The sequence below is a fragment of the Pseudomonas sp. M2 genome, from assembly GCF_015751845.1.
GTDB lineage: Bacteria > Pseudomonadota > Gammaproteobacteria > Pseudomonadales > Pseudomonadaceae > Aquipseudomonas > Aquipseudomonas putida_E.
In genome coordinates this window covers 1,859,760-1,878,714 of sequence record NZ_JADOUD010000001.1, presented here as the reverse complement: position 1 = coordinate 1,878,714, position 18,955 = coordinate 1,859,760, and the positions used below count along the sequence as shown (strand labels likewise).

The window sequence follows — 18,955 nt, the reverse complement described above, 5'->3', positions numbered from 1 at the left end:
GCTTCGCAGCCCTTTCGCCGGCAAGACGGCCCTGGGTTTTCAGGGTTGTGCGCTGACCTTGCGCACCACCCGCCCGATGCTCAAGCCCTGCACCAGGATCGACGACAGCACCACGATGTAGGTGATCGACAGCAGCAGGTCACGCTCCTCGCCCAATGGCAGCGACAGTGCCAGGGCTACCGAAACGCCACCGCGCAGGCCGCCCCAGGTCAGTACCCGCACGGTGCCTTTGGGCACGCTGCGCCAGCGGCGCAAAAGCACGATCGCCGGGGCCACGGTCAGCAGCCGCGACAGCAGCACCGCCAGCGCCAGCACGCTGCCAGCCGCCAGGTGCAGCCAGTTGAACGGCAGCAGCAACAGCTCCAGGCCGATCAGGGCGAAGAGCAGGGCGTTGAGCATGTCGTCGATCAACTCCCAGAAACCGTCCAGGTAGCGACGGGTCATGTCGTTCATCGCCAGGTTGCGCCCCAGGTTGCCGATGATCAGCCCGGCCACGACCATCGCGATCGGTGCCGAGACGTGCAGCTCGTAGCACATCGCCGAACCACCGATGACCAGCGCCAGGGTCAGCATGACCTCGACCTGATACTGCTCGACGCTTTTGATCATGCGGTAGGTGGCGTAACCGAGCAGCCCGCCAAACACCGCCCCGCCAATGGCTTCGCGGGCGAACAGGATCGCTGTGTCAGTGATGCTTGGCGTTTCACCCAGTTGAATGATGCCCAGCAGGACGGTGAACACCACCACGGCGGTGCCGTCGTTGAACAGAGACTCGCCGACGATGGTGGTCTTCAGCGGTTTGGAGGCGTTAGCGGTCCGCAGGGCCCCTAGCACAGCGATCGGGTCGGTGGGCGAGATCAGTGCACCGAACAGCAGGCAGTAGATCAGCGGCACCTGCCAGCCGAACAGCGCAAAGACCCAGTGCGACAGAAAGCCGATCACCACGGTGGCGATCAGCACGCCGAGCGTTGCCAGCAGCCCGATCGGCCAGCGGTAGCTGCGCAGATCGGTGAGGTTGACGTGCAGTGCGCCGGCGAACAGCAGAAACGCCAGCATCCAGTGCATCAGCAGGTCATTGAAGTCGATCTGGTTCATCAGCCCTTCGACGCGTTCTTCAAGGCCCGGGAAGCCGATCAGGCTAAGCCCCTGCAGCATCAGCGAGAACAGCAGTGCCGTGACCATCACGCCGATGGCGGGGGGCAGGCCGATAAAGCGGTAATTGACGTAGGTGAGGAGTGTTGTGAGGCAGATAAACGCAGCAACTAATTCAAGCATCCCAAATCCTGTAACAATGGCTTCCAAGTCGTAACCCGAATGGCTCGGGCAGTTCTTTGATGATCTGGCGAGGGTCTCGGGACACAGTTTTTGACCTGGTTGGCTGGTTTCGTTCCGCATTTGATGCAGAACCGCCTCGCGCCCATTGTCACTACCAAGGCTATATATTCAGTGGCTGATAACGTCACAAGGACCTGAAGGCGTGCTGGCAACTTCCCTGGTATTGATCGCGGCATTGCTGCACGCGACCTGGAACACCCTGATCAAATTCAGTGGCGAGCGCTTGCTGGTGATCGCCAGCATGGACTCGGTAGCCCTGGCCTTTGCCGTGCTCGCAGTGGCCTTCGTGGACCTGCCGCCTGCCGAGATCTGGCCTTGGCTGATCGCCTCGGCATTGGCCGAGCAGTTGTACCGATTCCTGCTGATCCAGGCATATCGGGTAGGCGATCTGGGGCTGGTCTATCCTCTGATGCGTGGCCTGTCACCGCTGGTGGTGCTGGGGCTGACCCTGGCGTTCGCCGGCGAGTCGCTCAGCCAGCAGCAAATCATCGGCATATTGCTGATCCCGTGTGGCATGGCGTGCCTGCTGTGGCAGGGAGGTGGGGGTGAGCGCCTGCCCTGGTCGATGCTGCCAGTGGTGGCGCTGATCGGCCTGTGCATCGGTTGCTACACCTGGTTCGACGGGCAGGCCGTGCGGTTGTGGGGTAAGCCCTGGGACTACCTGGTATGGCTGACCCTGCTCAGCGCCTGGCCGTTTCCGCTGCTGGCCTGTGTGGCACGGCGGGGGCCGTTCGTGCTGTTCTGGCGCACCCAGTGGCGCTTGGGGTTGGCAGTGGGCTTTTGCGTGTTGTTCAGCTACGCGCTGGTATTGTGGGCCATGCATCTGGGTTCGGTGGCCGAGGCGGCGGCCTTGCGCGAGCTGAGCGTCATCCTGGTGGTACTGCTGGGCATGCGCTACCTCAAAGAACCTTTTGGCGGCCCGAGACTCCTAGCTTGCGGGCTGGTACTGGCAGGCATGCTGGTGATGAAGCTCTAACCTAACGACTGAAGGAGTCCTGTCCATGACCGTTGCCCTGTGGTGCATCCTGATCGCATTGTTCCTGCCGCCGCTGTGCGCCTTGATCGCCAAGGTGAGCAGTGGCCGTTTCGGCTTGAAGGACAATCACGACCCACGCGCCTTCCTCGACACATTATCGGGCCTGCCACGGCGTGCCCATGCCGCCCAGCAGAACAGCTATGAAGCGTTTCCGGCATTTGCCGCGGCGGTGCTGGTGGCCGATATCGTGGGCAATGCCGAGCAGGTGACGCAGGACGTGCTGGGGGTCTTGTACATCACCAGTCGGCTGCTTTACATCATCTGCTATCTGGCGGACTGGGCGGCTTTGCGCTCGCTGGTGTGGTTCGCCGGGGTGGCCCTGATCGTGTCGTTCTTCGTCGTTTCGGCCTGAAGCCTGGCTGCCCTCCTCGCGTGTGAGCCGCGAGGAGGGCAGCAGCCAGTCAAAGGACTTTGGGTACTTCAGGCAGTGGCTTGCCCTTTGGCCATAGCATCCAGATCTGCCCCTGCTGCTTCATGTTCCCCGCCAGTTCGCCGGCCTCAGGCCCGGTGCCCCAGAACAGGTCCGCACGCACTTCGCCGGTAATCGCGCCACCGGTATCCTGAGCGCCCACCGGCCGAACCACCGGTGTGCCGTCCGGGCGTGTGGTGGACAGCCAAAGCAGGCTGCCCAATGGAATGACCTTGCGATCGATGGCCACGCTGTAGCCCGCGGTAAGCGGCACATTCAGCGAGCCGCGCGGGCCTTCGTTGCTGTCAGGGCGGGTGCTGAAGAATACATAGCTGGGGTTGCTCGCCAGCAATTCCGGCACACGCTGCGGATTGGCCTGAGCCCAGGCATGAATGGCGCCCATGCTCACGTCTTCCTTCTTCAACTGGCCCTGCTCGATCAGCCAGCGACCTATCGGCCGGTACGGGTGGCCGTTCTGGTCGGCGTAGCCCAAGCGCAATTGACGGCCATCTTCCAGCTTTACCCGGCCAGAGCCCTGGATCTGCAGAAACTGCAGGTCCATCGGGTCGGTCAACCACGCCAGTACCGGGGCCTTCACGCCGTCCCGGTAGATCACCTCGGCGGTGTCATAGGGCTTGAGCACGCGGCCGTCGAGGCGGCCTCGCAGGCGCTTGCCCTTCAGTTCCGGGTAAACGCTGGCCAGGTCGACCACGATCATGTCATCGGGGATGCCATACACCGGTACATTGGCCGCTTCGGTGCGTGTCAGGCTGCCGGGGTAGACCGGTTCGTAGTAGCCGGTGATCAGGCCATTGGCGTTGTTCTCGGCCGAGCGCAGGCCATAGACCTGCAATTGCGCTTGCAGGAACGTGCGCACCTGGGGCGCCTCCAGGGCAATCGGCTGTGCTGCTTCGCACGTGGCGGCCCACACCGGATCACGCTTGAGCTTTTCACAGCCAGTGCGCCAGGCGTTGAAACCCGCGACCAGGTCGCTGTCGCTGACGCTGGGCAGGTCGGCCCAAGCCGCAGGGGTGTAAGTAGCGACGGCGTGGGGTTCGGGCTTGGCGTTTTCGCCGCCGTTGCAGCCGGCCAGCAAGGCCAGGGCCGGCAGCGCCCAGGCGAGATGGCGCAGAGCAGATTTCATGGTTGAATCCTTGGAGGGCAGCAGCGGATGGCTGCCCATAGTGTTCGTAAGGGTATTGGTCTTTGCATGGCAGGCGAGGATACTGGTGGCCCTTTCCTCTGCCAATGTGACTGTGATGTTCAAATGTTTCACCGCCATACTGCTGATCAGCCTGTCCCTGGTAGCCTGCGACCGTGTCGATCCTAACTCACCCTTGGGGCAGCGCAAGGCGATCTTCAAGCAGATGCTCAAGACCAGCGAGGACATGGGTGGCATGCTGCGCGGGCGGTTGCCGTTCGATGGGGCTAAGTTTTCCGAGGGTGCGGTGAAACTCGATAGCCTGGCCCATGCGCCCTGGCAGCATTTTCCGCAGGTAAAGGATGATGGCGACAGCAGTGCGCGGCCCGAGGTCTGGGAGCGTCAGGCGCGCTTTCATGACTTGGCGCAAGCGTTGGAAGGGGTGACAGGCGAGTTGCTGGCGGTGACACGCAAGCAGCCGCTGGATGCGGCGATGCTCAAGGCACCTATGGACAAGGTCGAGGCAGCCTGCAAGGCCTGCCATACAGAGTTTCGTAATCATTGATGCGCCAGCCAATAGTTTGCGGACTGCTGGCTGGCGCGCGTGACTGAAGGCTCAGATTACTTGGTCAATTCGGCTTTGGCGTCTTCGAGTTCTGCTTTGGATTCGGCCAGTTTCTTTTCGCGCTTGGCAATTTTGCTCGCTTCGCCTTTTGCCTGCGCCTGCTTCAGGTCTGCTTCCCGCTCTTGGACTTCTGCTTCGGCTTCGCGCACTTTTTGTTCACGCTCTTCTTTCAAGCCGGCATCGGTGCAGTGCTCGGTGTTCTCCTGCAGGGCCTTCTCCAGGCCGCGGATCTCACCCGAATTATTGTGCGCCCTGGCATATTGCAGCTGGTTTTCGATGGCGCTGCGTTTGGCTGCGCAACCGGTCAAGCCAGGCGTGGGCTGAGCTGCTTGGGCGGCGGATGCGCTCAAACCGAGAACAGCCAGCATGACTACGGAAGAAACAACTTTCATGGAAGCCTCCTTGTAGGGGCATATGGCAGTAGCGCTGCGATGGTGCCCCTTCCCTAAGACCAAGTGAACCCTTCAGTGGGTAACTTCAGAAAAGTCCTACAAGCCAAGAGGAGTAGGAACTTGCTGTCAACGCTCCAGGTCTTCGACAGCTTCCTGCAACTCCTTTTTCGCCTCGGCAAGTTTGTCTTTGCGCTTGTTGATGCGCTCCGGGTCGCCCTTCTTCATGGCCTTGTCCAGGTCCTTGGTGCGCTGGTTGACCTCGTGGCGCGCCTCGAGCACCTTCTGTTCGCGCTCTTTGCGCAAGCCGGCATCGGTGCAGTTCGCGTCAACTTCGCTCAGCGCTTTTTCCAGCCCGGCCTGTTGGTTGCTGTTGTTGTGGGCCTTGGCCTGTTCGATCTGTTCAGCAATCGCTTGGCGCTTGGCTGCGCAACCGGTGAGCGCGGGTTGTTCTTTGGCGGGCTGGGCGGCGTTAGCTGAAAAAGCCAGCGTTGCCAGCACGAAAAGGGTGGAAATACGTTTCATGAAAAGCCTCTTGGACGGGGCGGGGCAGCAGAAAGTGGGGAAATCCTGCCTTGGTTTTACCGATTTATAAACCCTTGGCAGGTTTTTCCAGGCTCAGATTCGGAAATCCCCTTACAGGTCGTTGCGCATTCGCTAGTGGGATTTGGCCTCTTCAGCCATGTGAAAACCGTCGACGCCATTGTTCCCCAGATGTGTTGCAATGCGCTGTACTTCTCCCTGGGCGAAGAAGTCTGCGAGCTGCCTGGCGCGTGTTTCGCCTATGCCGGGCAAGGCTTGCCATTCGCTGGGGGAACGGCTGGCAAGCGCCGGCCAGTACTCATGCTCAGGCACGTTGCCGTGGGCAGGCACGCCAAGGCCTCTCAGCCAATGGGCGAAAGGCCTGGAGCGGGCAATGTCGAAACCGCGTTGCAGCCGCATGGCTTTGACTTCACTGATGCCCGGCACTTGTTGCAGTTGCTGGGCATCGAGCGCCAACCAGTCCGTCAGCGATGTGACCAGGCCCGCGTGCACCAGCAGCCGCCAGGTGCCCGGGCCGGCGCCTGGCATGGCCAGCCCTTGCTTGCCCCCGAGCCAGGCCAGGCGGGCGATGAACTGCTCTTCACACCCCTCGCCGGCTTGCCAGCAACTGTGAGGACCGTATCTTCCAGGTACAGGTACCGTCAGCGGTTGTCGCTCGACAGCGCGGTGGACCACCTTTTCGAAACGTGGAATGGTCAGCCCGGCTAGGCTGATCGCCACCCGGTCGCCTGGGCGAATGTCCAAGGTTTGCCAGCGGGCCATGGAGCCGAGGCTGACTTGGCTGATCCGGCGGTCGTCCAGGGTGACCGGCTGCAGCTTGAGCACTGGCGTCACCCTGCCGGTGCGGCCGATTAGAAAGCGTACGTCGCGCACCTCTGCCAGCGCCTGGGCGAAGGGGTATTTCCACGCGGCGATCCAATAGGGGGCGTTGGGCCGCCAGCGGGCGGCTGGCGGGCGGCTGTCCTGGCGCAGAATCACGCCGTCGGTGGCAAAGGGCAGCGGTGAGCGATACCAGTGCAGGCGCCAGTGGGTAGCTTGCGCGGGGGTGTCGATAGCTGTGCTGAAACGCTGACTGTCGGGGAACCCCCAGGCTGCAAGTTGTGTGAGGCGCTCGCCCTGGTTGTCAGGCCCATGCGGCCAGTCCCAGACGAACAGGCCGATGCTCGCGCCCAGTTTCGGGCCAAGCTGCTTGCGCGCCAGCATCCCGGCCACGCTACCGCGCGCATTGCTGCTGCCTGCCTCAGCTTGCACGTGCGCTTGCAGGCGTAGGTACAACTCGCCTTGCAATACGACGTCCAGCGGCTGAGGCAATTGCCGGGTGATGCTGTCGAGGTCCTTGATGTGGCGGCTCCAGTCATGCCCTTGGCGGCCATCACCGCGGCTGAGCAGCTGTACCAGCCGGCCTTGGCGATAGACCAGCGAGACCGCCACTCCGTCGACTTTCGGTTGCACCCACACGCCCTTCTTGCCGGTCATCCAGCGTGCAACGCCAGCTGCGTCAGGGAGTTTCTCGACGCCAGTGTGGGCAACGGGGTGGGCAATTGGGCCGCGTGCGCTGGCCAGTGGGCTTGGGCCTGTGGGTTCCAGGCCAAAGCACTGTTGCAGGTGTAGCAGGTGGTGTCGGGCCTGGTCGTAGAGCTCATCGGCTACGAGCGCTATACCCTGGCGGTGGTAATGGTCGTCCCAGTTGGCCAGGGTGGTGCGCAGTTGTGCAACTTCGGTTCTGGCTTGCTTGGCATCCCAGTCTGGACAGTGGCCGGCTTGGGCGATGGATGTGTGGAGCAGCAACAGGGCGGCGAGGCGCAGGAAAGGTGACATGGCCAGCATCCTTGCGTGGCGGAGTGGAGTGTTCAGGCTAGGCAAGCGTGGGGGAGGTTGGCGGGTTCAGTTGTCAGGTGATGTGTCGAGGGGCGATACCATGGAAACTACAAAAAAGCCCCTGCCGATCACTCGGCAAGGGCTTCGATGCACCGCTGCAGGAGAAATTACAGGCCGGCAGCATCACGCAGCGACTGGGCGCGGTCGGTGCGCTCCCAAGTGAAGGTGGTGAAGGTGTCGTCGCCGACAGTCTTCTGCTGCGGGGTACGGCCGAAGTGGCCGTAGGCAGCGGTTTCCTGGTACATCGGGTGCAGCAGGTCGAGCATCTTGGTGATGGCGTACGGACGCAGGTCGAAGCACTCACGCACCAGCTGGATGATCTTGTCGTCCGAGACCTTGCCGGTACCGAAGGTGTTGATCGAGATGGAGGTCGGCTGGGCTACGCCGATGGCGTAGGACACCTGAATCTCGCAACGTTCGGCCAGGCCGGCGGCGACGATGTTCTTGGCTACGTAACGGCCGGCGTAGGCGGCGGAGCGGTCGACCTTGGACGGGTCCTTGCCGGAGAACGCGCCACCACCGTGACGGGCCATGCCGCCGTAGGAGTCGACGATGATCTTGCGGCCGGTCAGGCCACAGTCACCCACCGGGCCACCGATGATGAAGTTGCCGGTCGGGTTGATGTGGTAATGGGTGTCCTTGTGCAGCAGTTCGGCAGGCAGGGTGTGCTTGACGATCAGCTCCATCACGGCTTCCTGCAGGTCTTTTTGCGAGACTTCAGGGTTGTGCTGGGTCGACAGGACCACCGCGTCGATGCCGACTACCTTGCCGTTTTCATAGCGGCAGGTGACCTGGGACTTGGCGTCCGGGCGCAGCCAAGGCAGCAGCCCGGATTTGCGCGCTTCGGCCTGACGCTCGACCAGGCGGTGCGAGAAGCAGATCGGCGCCGGCATCAGCACGTCGGTTTCGTTGCTGGCGTAGCCGAACATCAGGCCCTGGTCACCCGCGCCCTGGTCTTCCGGCTTGGAGCGGTCGACGCCTTGGGCGATGTCCACCGACTGTTTGCCGATGATGTTCATCACGGCGCAGGTGGCGCCGTCGAAGCCGACGTCGGAGCTGTTGTAGCCGATGTCGATGATGACTTTGCGCACCAGCTCTTCCAGGTCGACCCAGGCCGACGTGGTGACTTCGCCGGCGATGATGGCGACACCGGTCTTGACCAGGGTTTCACACGCCACGCGGGCGTATTTGTCCTGGGTGATGATGGCATCCAGGACCGCATCCGAAATCTGGTCGGCGATCTTGTCCGGATGCCCTTCGGACACGGACTCGGAGGTGAAAAGGGAGTATTCGCTCATCTCGACGGGTTCCTAAAATTTACCGATGGTGTGTGTCGCCAGCCGTCCGCTGAAAATGGCGGACCTGTATCTGGAAACCGTTACGCAAGCCCACATAGAGGCTGTCCCCCGGGGCCAGCCCGGCAGCGTTGGCCCAACGGGCCAGGTCGTCCTGTTCAAAACCAAGCCAGAGATCGCCGCAGGCTTCCCGCGCCCAATCCTGATCGTGGCTGCACAGTTCGGTGACCAGCAGGCTGCCGCCTGCCTTCACCCGTTTGGCCAAAAGGCGCAGGGCCAGGGCCGGGTCGCTGAAATGGTGCAGGACCATGTTCAGCACAACGCAGTCGGCTTCCACATCCGTTGCACCCAGTGCATCGGCCAACTGCAGGTTTACATTATCCAGGCGTTCGCGTTCGCAGACCTGGCGCGCCAGCTCGAGCATGGTCGGGCTGTTGTCCAGGGCTGTGACACAGGCGAAGCGCCGGGCCAGGTCGGGCAAAAAGCCGCCGTCGCCGGGGCCGACTTCCAGCGCGCTGGCGGTCGGCTCGAAATTCAGTGTGTCGAGCAGCGCCAGCAGGCTTTCGCGGTACTGCGGCAGGCCGGCGATCAGGTCCTGCTGGGCGCGGAACTTTTCTTCCACGCGCAGGAAAAAGTCCTGGCTGGTGGCGGCGCGGCGTTGTTGCACCTGAGCGATGCGCGCCTGCACGTCCAGCGGCAGTGCCAGGTCGTCGACCTCTTCGAGCAGCGCGGTGTGCAGGCGGCCGCCCAGGCGGTGGCTGTCGGGCAGGGCCCTGCGGTAGAAAACCGCATTGCCTTCGCGGCGCGTAGCCACCAGCTCGGCCTGGGCCAAAACCTTGAGGTGATGGCTCATGCCCGACTGCCCGATGTCGAAAATCTGTGCCAGCTCCAGGACGCCGAACGAGTCGCTGGCCAAGGCGCGCAGGACATTCAGGCGCAGTTCGTCGCCACTGGCTTTGCACAGGGCTGCCAGTGTGTCGCTTCGCTGAGGGATCGGTTGCGCACGGAGGTTCATGACGCGGCAGTCTAGACAGGCATCGTTGCCCTAGCAAGACCAATATCAAAAAGTTTTGATATTGGCGATGAGCTGCAAGAAATAGAGCCTTGCGCGCACGCTTCGGCTTTCTCTTGCTGCTTAAAGCTTGCCGCTTGCCGCTTAAATGTTTGCCCCCAGCCCCCCAGTGGGGGAAAATGGCCGCCTTTTTCGTTACACCACCTATTCAAGCCCCAGGAGATAAGCGATGCCCAGCCGTCGTGAACGTGCCAACGCCATTCGTGCCCTCAGCATGGATGCCGTGCAAAAGGCCAACAGCGGCCACCCAGGTGCCCCCATGGGCATGGCGGATATCGCCGAAGTGCTTTGGCGCGACTATCTGAAGCACAACCCGAGCAACCCGAGCTTCGCCGACCGTGACCGCTTCGTGCTGTCCAACGGCCACGGCTCGATGCTGATCTACTCGTTGCTGCACCTGACCGGCTACGACGTCACCCTCGACGACCTCAAGTCGTTCCGCCAGCTGCATAGCCGTACCCCGGGCCACCCCGAGTTCGGCTACACCCCGGGTGTGGAAACCACCACCGGCCCGCTGGGCCAAGGTTTGGCCAATGCCGTGGGCTTTGCCTTGGCGGAGAAAGTGCTGGGTGCCCAGTTCAACCGCGAAGGCCACAACATCGTCGACCACAACACCTACGTGTTCCTCGGCGACGGCTGCATGATGGAAGGCATCTCCCACGAAGTCGCCTCGCTGGCCGGCACCCTGGGCCTGAACAAGCTGGTGGCCTTCTATGACGACAACGGCATTTCCATCGACGGTGAAGTGGAAGGCTGGTTCACCGACGACACCCCCAAGCGCTTCGAGGCCTACAACTGGCTGGTGATCCGCAACGTCAACGGCCACGACGCCGACGAGATCCGCACGGCTATCGAGACTGCGCGCAAGAGCGACCGTCCGACCCTGATCTGCTGCAAGACCATCATTGGTTTCGGCTCGCCCAACAAGCAGGGCAAGGAAGACTGCCACGGTGCTCCGCTGGGCAACGACGAAATCGCCCTGGCCCGCAAGGAACTGAACTGGAACCACGCTCCGTTCGAAGTTCCTGCCGACATCTACGCCGAATGGGACGCCAAAGAAGCAGGCGCCAAGGCTGAAGCCGAGTGGAACACGCGGTTCGATGCCTATGCCGCCGCCTTCCCGGAACTGGCCAGCGAACTCAAGCGCCGTCTGAGCGGTGATCTGCCAGCCGACTTCTCCGAAAAGGCCGCTGCCTACATCGCTGAAGTCGCTGCCAAGGGCGAGACCATCGCCAGCCGCAAGGCCAGCCAGAACACCCTGAATGCCTTCGGCCCACTGCTGCCGGAATTCCTTGGCGGCTCGGCCGACCTGGCCGGCTCCAACCTGACCCTGTGGAAGGGCTGCAAGGGTGTGGACGCCAACGACGCCAGCGGCAACTACGTGTTCTACGGCGTGCGCGAGTTCGGCATGACCGCGATCATGAACGGGGTTGCCCTGCACGGCGGCCTGGTGCCTTACGGCGCGACGTTCCTGATGTTCATGGAATACGCCCGTAACGCCGTGCGCATGTCCGCCCTTATGAAGCAGCGCGTCATCCATGTGTACACCCACGACTCCATCGGCCTGGGCGAAGACGGCCCGACCCACCAGCCGATCGAGCAACTGACCAGCCTGCGCAGCACGCCGAACCTGGACACCTGGCGCCCGGCCGACGCAGTCGAGTCGGCTGTGTCCTGGAAGCACGCCCTGGAGCGCAAGGACGGCCCATCGGCGCTGATCTTCTCGCGCCAGAACCTGCAGCATCAGGACCGCGACGCCCAGCAGATCGCCGATATCGCCCGCGGCGGTTACGTGCTCAAGGACTGCGCCGGCGAGCCCGAGCTGATCCTGATCGCCACCGGTTCGGAAGTGGGCCTGGCCGTTCAGGCGTTCGACAAGCTGACCGAGCAGGGCCGCAAGGTGCGTGTCGTGTCGATGCCGAGCACCAGCGTGTTCGACGCACAGGATGCGGCCTACAAGCAGTCCGTACTGCCGCTGCAAGTGGGTGCCCGCATCGCCATCGAAGCGGCTCATGCCGACTTCTGGTACAAGTACGTGGGCCTCGAAGGCCGTGTCATCGGCATGACCACTTACGGTGAATCGGCTCCGGCCAGCGCACTGTTCGAGGAGTTCGGCTTCACCCTGGAGAACATCCTGGGTACTGCCGAAGAGCTGCTGGAAGACTGATGCAACCCTGGAGGGCTTGGCCCTCCATCGCGACGCAAGGCCGCTCCTGCAGTTACCGCGCAGCCTCGATGTTGGCGCGGTGCCTGTAGGAGCGGCCTTGTGTCGCGATGGGCCGCAACGCGGCCCCAACAGCCACCATGCGTTAGCGAGCCCACCAATGCCCCACCCGCGTCCCTACAAAGTTGCACTCAACGGTTACGGCCGCATCGGCCGCTGTGTCCTGCGCGCACTGTTTGAGCGTGGGGCAAAGGCTGGCTTCGAAATCGTTGCATTGAACGACCTGGCCGACCAGGCCAGTGTGGAATACCTGACACGCTTCGACTCCACTCACGGCCGATTCCCCGGCGACGTGAAGGTCGACGGCGACTGTCTGCATATCAATGGCGACTGCGTGAAGGTCATGCGCAGTGCCACCCCCGAGGGCGTCGACTGGGCCGCCCTGGACATCGACCTGGTGCTGGAGTGTTCCGGCGCCTATCACACCCGTGCCGATGGCCAGCGCTTTCTTGATGCCGGTGCGCCGCGTGTGCTGTTCTCGCAGCCCATGGCCAGCGAGGCCGATGTGGATGCGACGGTGGTCTACGGCATCAACCAGGCTTGCCTGACCGGCACCGAGCGCCTGGTGTCCAACGCCTCCTGTACCACCAACTGTGGCGTACCGCTGCTGCGGGTACTGGACCAGGCGTTCGGCATCGAGTACGTACAGATCACCACCATTCACTCGGCAATGAACGACCAGCCGGTGATCGATGCCTACCATCATGAGGATTTGCGCCGTACGCGCTCGGCTTTCCAGTCGGTGATCCCGGTGTCCACTGGCCTGGCGCGTGGTATCGAGCGCCTGCTGCCGGAACTTGCCGGGCGAATACAGGCCAAAGCGGTACGCGTGCCTACCGTCAACGTGTCGTGCCTGGACATCACCCTGCAGACCGCCCGTGACACCAGTGCGGTCGAAGTCAATCGGGTGCTGCGCGAGGCGGCGCTGGATGGCCCGCTCAAAGGCTTGCTGGCTTACACCGAATTACCCCACGCCAGCTGTGATTTCAACCATGACCCGCATTCGGCGATCGTCGATGCCAGCCAGACACGCGTCTCGGGCCCCCGCCTGGTGAACCTGCTGGCCTGGTTCGACAACGAATGGGGTTTTGCCAACCGTATGCTCGACGTTGCCGAACATTATCTGCACGTCGTCCACCCAACCCGCACCAAACAGCCCTGAAGGACTGCATTCATGACCGTGTTGAAGATGACCGACCTCGACCTGCAAGGTAAACGCGTACTGATCCGCGAAGACCTCAACGTGCCTGTGAAGGACGGTGTGGTAACCAGCGACGCGCGTATCCTGGCTGCGCTGCCGACCATCAAGCTGGCCCTGGAGAAGGGCGCGGCGGTAATGGTCTGCTCGCACCTGGGCCGCCCGACCGAAGGTGAGTTCTCGGCCGAGAACAGCCTCAAGCCGGTTGCCGACTACCTGAGCAAGGCCCTGGGCCGCGACGTTGCACTGGTCGCCGACTACCTCGATGGCATCGAGGTCAAGGCCGGTGACCTGGTGCTGTTCGAGAACGTTCGCTTCAACAAGGGCGAGAAGAAGAACGCCGACGAGCTGGCGCAGAAGTACGCGGCCCTGTGCGACGTCTTCGTCATGGACGCCTTCGGCACCGCTCACCGTGCCGAAGGCTCCACCCACGGCGTCGCCAAGTTCGCCAAGGTCGCTGCGGCAGGCCCGCTGCTGGCCGCCGAGCTGGACGCCCTGGGCAAAGCCCTGAAGGCACCGGCCAAACCAATGGCGGCCATCGTTGCCGGCTCCAAGGTTTCCACCAAGCTGGACGTGCTGAACAGCCTGAGCTCGGTTTGCGACCAGTTGATCGTTGGTGGCGGCATCGCCAACACCTTCCTGGCCGCCGCCGGCCACCCGGTGGGCAAGTCGCTGTACGAGCCTGACCTGGTGGAAACCGCCAAGGCCATCGCCGCCAAGGTCAGCGTACCGCTGCCAGTCGACGTGGTGGTTGCCAAGGAGTTTGCCGAGAGCGCCGAGGCCACCGTCAAGGCCATCGCCGACGTGGCCGCCGACGACATGATCCTGGACATCGGGCCACAGACTGCGGCCAACTTCGCCGAACTGCTGAAGTCGTCGAAAACCATCCTGTGGAACGGCCCGGTCGGTGTGTTCGAGTTCGACCAGTTCGGCAACGGCACCAAGGTACTGGCCAAGGCTATCGCCGAGAGCGCTGCATTCTCCATCGCCGGCGGTGGCGATACCCTGGCAGCCATCGACAAATATGGCGTCAGCGCCGAGATCTCCTACATTTCTACCGGTGGTGGTGCATTCCTCGAGTTCGTCGAAGGCAAGGTACTGCCGGCCGTGGCGATCCTTGAAGAGCGGGCAAAAGCCTGACAATGGCGGCGCCTGGCAAAGGGAGCGACCTGATGGTCAAGCAATTGCCTGTGATCTTGCTGGCTGGTTTGCTGAGCGCATGCTCCAGCAGCCCGTCCTCGGACAACGATCCGGCGCAGCCGCCCAAGGGCGGCTGCTACCAGTCTGAGTGGCAGGCCGAGACCGTGCCGGTAATCAGCAAGCGCGTGGGCCCGGAAGGCCTGGAAAAGTATGACGAAGACCACCAGCGCAAGGCGCCTGGCTGCCCATGAACCGATGCGCTTCGTCGGAGCAGGCAACCAAGCGACCATTGTGTGGTCATCTAGAGGATATGCAATGAAAGCGCTGATGGCCTTGATGGCCCTGGCGACACTGGCAGGATGCTCGCTGCTGCAGCCGGCGCAACCCGCCCCGGCAGCCGCCTGGACCCGTTGGGTCTGTGACAGCCAGACCGAAGTGCTCTGGCGCTTCGCCGATGCACAACAGGATTCGGTCGACGTGCGCCTCGGCGGCGGCGACCAGGTCTACCGGCTCAAGTCCGAGCCGAGTGCGTCGGGCGCGATGTACAGCGATGGCGTGCTGGCCTTCCACACCAAGGGCGAGGAAGGCCTGGTGTACTGGGTGGCAACCAACGATCTGATTGGGCGGGGCTGCAAGGCACCGTGACTGGCCGGGCCGCACCGGTGGCCCACACTACTTGAACAGCAACCGCCCCTGCGGCAGGCTTGCACGAAACAAAACGACGCTTGTCGGGAGAGAGATACACAATGGCACTCATTAGCATGCGCCAGATGCTGGACCACGCCGCCGAGTTCGGTTACGGCGTTCCAGCTTTCAACGTCAACAACCTCGAGCAGATGCGCGCCATCATGGAAGCGGCCGACAAGACCGACTCCCCAGTGATCGTCCAGGCTTCGGCCGGTGCCCGCAAATACGCTGGCGCGCCGTTCCTGCGTCACCTGATCCTGGCCGCCATCGAAGAATTCCCGCACATCCCGGTGTGCATGCACCAGGACCACGGCACCAGCCCTGACGTGTGCCAGCGTTCGATCCAGCTGGGCTTCAGCTCGGTGATGATGGACGGCTCGCTGGGCGAAGACGGCAAGACCCCGACCGACTACGAGTACAACGTCCGCGTCACTCAGCAGACTGTCGCCATGGCGCACGCCTGTGGTGTTTCGGTCGAAGGCGAGCTGGGCTGCCTGGGTTCGCTGGAAACCGGCATGGCCGGTGAAGAAGACGGCATCGGCGCCGAAGGCGTGCTGGACCACAGCCAGATGCTCACCGACCCGGAAGAAGCCGCCGACTTCGTCAAGAAGACCCAGGTGGATGCCCTGGCCATCGCCATCGGCACCAGCCACGGTGCCTACAAGTTCACCAAGCCGCCAACCGGTGACGTGCTGGCGATCGACCGCATCAAGGAAATCCACAAGCGCATCCCCAACACCCACCTGGTGATGCACGGTTCTTCCTCGGTACCGCAGGAGTGGCTGGCGATCATCAACCAGTACGGCGGCGACATCAAAGAGACCTACGGCGTACCGGTCGAAGAAATCGTTGAAGGCATCAAGCACGGCGTGCGCAAGGTCAACATCGATACCGACCTGCGCCTGGCCTCCACCGGTGCCATGCGCCGCCTGATGGCGCAGAACCCGAGCGAGTTCGACCCGCGCAAGTTCTTCGGTGAAACCGTGAAAGCCATGCGCGATGTGTGCATCGCACGTTACGAAGCCTTCGGCACCGCCGGTAATGCCTCGAAGATCAAGCCGATCTCCCTGGAAGGCATGTTCCAGCGTTACCTGAAAGGTGAGCTGGCCGCCAAGGTCAACTGATCACAGGCCGCCTTAAAAAGACCCACAGAAATGTGGGTTTTTTTATGGCTGAATGCCCGGCAAACGACCGTTAGTCGACTACCCTTACCTTTAGTCACTGATAGCGTTCTGATTGCATTGCGTGTTACACACTCGAGTCTAGAGTGTTAAACCGGATCCAGATGCAAGTCGAAGTCGGTCATACAAGAGAAAGCAGCATGGATGGCGCTTACCCTCAACCACCGGATGGCAACTCGGTTCTCCTGGTGGTGGACGATTACCCTGAGAACCTCATTAGCATGCGAGCCTTACTGGCCCGCACAGATTGGCAGGTGCTGACAGCAGGTTCAGGGACGGAAGCCTTGAGCGCCTTGCTGGAGCACGAAGTCGACCTTGTGTTGCTCGACGTGCAGATGCCCGAAATGGACGGCTTCGAGGTTGCCCGGCTGATGCGTGGCAGCCACCGTACCCGGCTGACCCCGATCATCTTTCTCACCGCTAACGAGCAGTCCGATGCCGCCGTGCTCAAGGGCTATGCCAGTGGTGCGGTGGATTACCTGTTCAAGCCGTTCGACCCGCAGATCCTCAAGCCCAAGGTGCAGGCGCAACTGGACCAGCAGCGCAACCGGCGCATGCTGCAACGCTTGACGCGCGAACTGGAGGCGGCCAGGGCGTTCAATGCGTCCATCCTGGAGAATGCCGCCGAAGGCATTCTGGTGGTCGACGCCCACGGCAACATCAGCTTTGCCAACCCGGCGATCTCGCGCTTGCTCGATGCCCCGGTCGAGCAATTGCAGGGCGTGCAGTTACTTGAGTTGCTGCAACTGCCCAATGCCACCCTCTGGAGCGAATCGGATTTCCATCAGGCCTACCAGTCACGGCAGATCTTCCGTGTACACGACGCCCACCTGCGCACGGCAGGCGGTCATCTGGTCCCGGTGGCATTGTCCTGCGCACCGCTGCCGGCCGATCAGCAGGCGATGGTGGTGACGGTGCTGGACATGTCGGCGGTGCGCAATTTGCACCAGCAGCTCGAATACCAGGCGGTCACCGACCCGCTTACCGGCCTGCTCAACCGCCGTGGGTTCTATCAGGCCGCTGAAAGCGTGCTGCTGCGCAACGAACGCTCAGACAAGGCCCAGGCCTTGATGTACATGGATTTGGATGGTTTCAAGCGGATCAATGACTCGCTCGGCCACGAGGCCGGGGACCGGGTACTGGGTTGGGTTGCCGAGCAGCTCAAAGACTGCCTTGGTAGTGAGGCGTTGCTGGCACGCATGGGCGGCGACGAGTTCACGGCGCTGTTCGATGGCCTGCCGTATCCGGAACAAGCTGGCCGCTTTGCCGAGCAACTGCTCGAGCGTATGTCCGTCCAGCGCCAGGTGGCCGGCCTGGATGTCTGCCTGGGTGTCAGCATCGGCATTGCCACCTTCCCGGACTGCGGTGCCACTGTCGAAGGCCTGTTGCGTGCCGCCGATGCGGCGATGTATGCGGCCAAGCAGGCTGGGCGCGGGCAGTACCGCTTCTATGACCAGGAGCTCAATGGCCGGGCGCGTTCACGGCTGATGCTTGAAGACAGCGTGCGGGGCGCCGTCGAGTCGCAAGGCTTCAACATGGTGTACCAGCCCCAGGTCGCTTTCGCCGATGGTCACCTGCGCGGTTTCGAAGCCCTGCTGCGCTGGCAGCACCCCAGCGTCGGCGATGTACCGCCGGGGCTGTTCATTCCTTTGCTTGAGGAGGCGCGACTGATAACGCGCCTGGCCAGCTGGATCTACCGCCAGGGGGCGGCGCAGCGTCAGGCCTGGTGTGAGCGTTTTGCCCCGGATCTGGTGCTGGGTATCAGCCTGAGCCGCGCTCAGTTCGCCATGCCTGGGCTTGTCGATGAGCTGCAGCGGGTGATACAGGATTACCGGCTCAACCCGGCGCAACTGGAAGTGGAAGTTGCCGAGACCTCACTGATGTACAACATCGACGCGGCGATCAAGCAGATCCACCGCCTGCGCGAGCTGGGAGTGCGCGTGGCGCTGGACGACTTTGGTGCTGGTGACTGCTCGCTGCGCATGCTGCGCGACTTGCCTGTCGACACCTTGAAGCTGGACCGCCATTTGGTGGCGCGCCTGCCCGATTCGGCGCCGGACGCCGCGTTGGTGCGCAGTGTCATCGGCCTGTGCGCCGAGTACAACGTCACGGTCATCGCCGAAGGCGTGGAAACTGCGGCCCAGGCTGCTTGGCTCAAGGCAAACGGTTGCGCCTACGTGCAGGGCTTCCTTGTCGCCCGGCCGATGACCGCCGCCGATGCCAGCGGCTTTCCGGCAATTTTTCCCTGGCCGCAGTCCTGATTGGCTAGAATCGGTATTCGTTACGCCGAATGTCATGCCATGACCGTATTACGCTATTTGCAAGCTTACCCGCCGCACCTGCAAGAGCAGGTGCAGCAGATGATCGACAGCGACCGCCTGGGCGACTACCTGCAACGCCGCTATCCCGATCGCCATGAAGTGCAGAGCGACAAGGCGCTGTACGGCTACGCCCAGGATATGCGCCAGCAATACCTGCGCAGTGCGCCAAGCCTGGACAAGGTACTGTTCGACAACCGCCTGGACCTCACCCACCGTGCGCTGGGGCTCAATACTGCGGTGTCGCGGGTACAGGGTGGCAAGCTCAAGGCGAAGAAGGAAATCCGCATCGCCTCGCTGTTCAAGGAGGCGGCGCCGCAGTTCCTGCGCATGATCGTGGTACATGAACTGGCGCACCTGCGCGAGCGTGACCACAGCAAAGCCTTCTACCAGCTTTGTCAGCACATGGAGCCGGACTACCACCAACTGGAATTCGACCTGCGCGTCTACCTGACCTATCGGGAGCTGCCGGGTAACCTGTAAG

18 protein-coding genes are annotated in these 18,955 nt (G+C 62.7%); 11 read left to right on the top strand and 7 right to left on the bottom strand.

Features of this window, described 5'->3' with window-relative positions; all coding sequences use genetic code 11:
- Positions 1 to 39: 39 nt before the first annotated feature.
- A complete protein-coding gene (locus tag IWW33_RS08785; RefSeq protein ID WP_115273426.1) occupies positions 40 to 1,275 on the bottom strand; it encodes a sodium:proton antiporter in 1,236 nt (411 codons plus the stop codon).
- Between the two features lie 202 nt (positions 1,276 to 1,477).
- Between IWW33_RS08785 and IWW33_RS08780 the strand changes: the two genes are divergently transcribed.
- Complete coding sequence (locus IWW33_RS08780; protein WP_115273427.1) at positions 1,478 to 2,311, top strand: EamA family transporter; 834 nt, start codon at positions 1,478 to 1,480, stop codon at positions 2,309 to 2,311.
- Positions 2,312 to 2,336: 25 nt separating this feature from the next.
- The gene (locus IWW33_RS08775; protein WP_012312435.1) at positions 2,337 to 2,723 is read left to right on the top strand and encodes an MAPEG family protein; all 387 of its coding nucleotides are present in this window, start codon (positions 2,337 to 2,339) and stop codon (positions 2,721 to 2,723) included.
- Between the two features lie 49 nt (positions 2,724 to 2,772).
- Here IWW33_RS08775 and IWW33_RS08770 read toward each other — a convergent pair whose 3' ends face one another.
- Complete coding sequence (locus IWW33_RS08770) at positions 2,773 to 3,924, bottom strand: murein transglycosylase A (RefSeq protein WP_046785041.1); 1,152 nt, start codon at positions 3,922 to 3,924, stop codon at positions 2,773 to 2,775.
- Between the two features lie 115 nt (positions 3,925 to 4,039).
- On the opposite strand from IWW33_RS08770, the gene IWW33_RS08765 reads away from it, so the two are divergent.
- Positions 4,040 to 4,486, top strand: coding sequence for a cytochrome c (locus IWW33_RS08765; protein ID WP_115273428.1), 447 nt, complete (start codon positions 4,040 to 4,042; stop codon positions 4,484 to 4,486).
- Positions 4,487 to 4,542: 56 nt separating this feature from the next.
- Here the strand turns inward: IWW33_RS08765 and IWW33_RS08760 are convergent, their stop codons facing one another.
- The 5 genes from IWW33_RS08760 to IWW33_RS08740 form a co-directional block, all read right to left on the bottom strand.
- On the bottom strand, positions 4,543 to 4,938 hold the full coding sequence (locus IWW33_RS08760; RefSeq protein ID WP_039601823.1) for a DUF1090 domain-containing protein: 396 nt from the start codon (positions 4,936 to 4,938) through the stop codon (positions 4,543 to 4,545).
- Between the two features lie 126 nt (positions 4,939 to 5,064).
- The gene (locus IWW33_RS08755) at positions 5,065 to 5,460 is read right to left on the bottom strand and encodes a DUF1090 domain-containing protein (protein ID WP_115273429.1); all 396 of its coding nucleotides are present in this window, start codon (positions 5,458 to 5,460) and stop codon (positions 5,065 to 5,067) included.
- A gap of 132 nt (positions 5,461 to 5,592) precedes the next feature.
- Positions 5,593 to 7,296 (bottom strand): NAD-dependent DNA ligase LigB, encoded by a 1,704-nt coding sequence (gene ligB, locus IWW33_RS08750; RefSeq protein WP_119688163.1) that lies wholly within the window; start codon positions 7,294 to 7,296, stop codon positions 5,593 to 5,595.
- 167 nt (positions 7,297 to 7,463) lie between these two features.
- Positions 7,464 to 8,654: a methionine adenosyltransferase gene (metK, locus tag IWW33_RS08745; protein ID WP_046785045.1), complete on the bottom strand. Its 1,191-nt coding sequence runs from the start codon at positions 8,652 to 8,654 to the stop codon at positions 7,464 to 7,466.
- Positions 8,655 to 8,673: 19 nt separating this feature from the next.
- Positions 8,674 to 9,666: a metalloregulator ArsR/SmtB family transcription factor gene (locus IWW33_RS08740; RefSeq protein WP_046785046.1), complete on the bottom strand. Its 993-nt coding sequence runs from the start codon at positions 9,664 to 9,666 to the stop codon at positions 8,674 to 8,676.
- Positions 9,667 to 9,892: 226 nt separating this feature from the next.
- Between IWW33_RS08740 and tkt the strand changes: the two genes are divergently transcribed.
- From tkt to IWW33_RS08700, 8 genes are all read left to right on the top strand, one after another.
- Positions 9,893 to 11,890, top strand: coding sequence for a transketolase (tkt, locus tag IWW33_RS08735; protein WP_119688164.1), 1,998 nt, complete (start codon positions 9,893 to 9,895; stop codon positions 11,888 to 11,890).
- 157 nt (positions 11,891 to 12,047) lie between these two features.
- Complete coding sequence (epd, locus tag IWW33_RS08730) at positions 12,048 to 13,109, top strand: erythrose-4-phosphate dehydrogenase (RefSeq protein ID WP_046785048.1); 1,062 nt, start codon at positions 12,048 to 12,050, stop codon at positions 13,107 to 13,109.
- 12 nt (positions 13,110 to 13,121) lie between these two features.
- Complete coding sequence (locus tag IWW33_RS08725; protein ID WP_115273432.1) at positions 13,122 to 14,285, top strand: phosphoglycerate kinase; 1,164 nt, start codon at positions 13,122 to 13,124, stop codon at positions 14,283 to 14,285.
- Between the two features lie 32 nt (positions 14,286 to 14,317).
- Positions 14,318 to 14,536 (top strand): hypothetical protein, encoded by a 219-nt coding sequence (locus tag IWW33_RS08720; protein ID WP_012312446.1) that lies wholly within the window; start codon positions 14,318 to 14,320, stop codon positions 14,534 to 14,536.
- Positions 14,537 to 14,600: 64 nt separating this feature from the next.
- Positions 14,601 to 14,930 (top strand): MliC family protein, encoded by a 330-nt coding sequence (locus IWW33_RS08715; RefSeq protein ID WP_046785050.1) that lies wholly within the window; start codon positions 14,601 to 14,603, stop codon positions 14,928 to 14,930.
- A 101-nt stretch (positions 14,931 to 15,031) separates the two neighbouring features.
- A complete protein-coding gene (gene fba, locus IWW33_RS08710; protein WP_008093958.1) occupies positions 15,032 to 16,096 on the top strand; it encodes a class II fructose-bisphosphate aldolase in 1,065 nt (354 codons plus the stop codon).
- Between the two features lie 197 nt (positions 16,097 to 16,293).
- Positions 16,294 to 18,414, top strand: a complete 2,121-nt coding sequence (locus tag IWW33_RS08705; RefSeq protein WP_115273433.1) for an EAL domain-containing protein — start codon at positions 16,294 to 16,296, stop codon at positions 18,412 to 18,414.
- A 39-nt stretch (positions 18,415 to 18,453) separates the two neighbouring features.
- Entirely contained in the window at positions 18,454 to 18,954 is a 501-nt protein-coding gene (locus IWW33_RS08700; RefSeq protein WP_125923473.1) for a M48 family metallopeptidase, read from the top strand.
- Position 18,955: the final 1 nt, after the last annotated feature.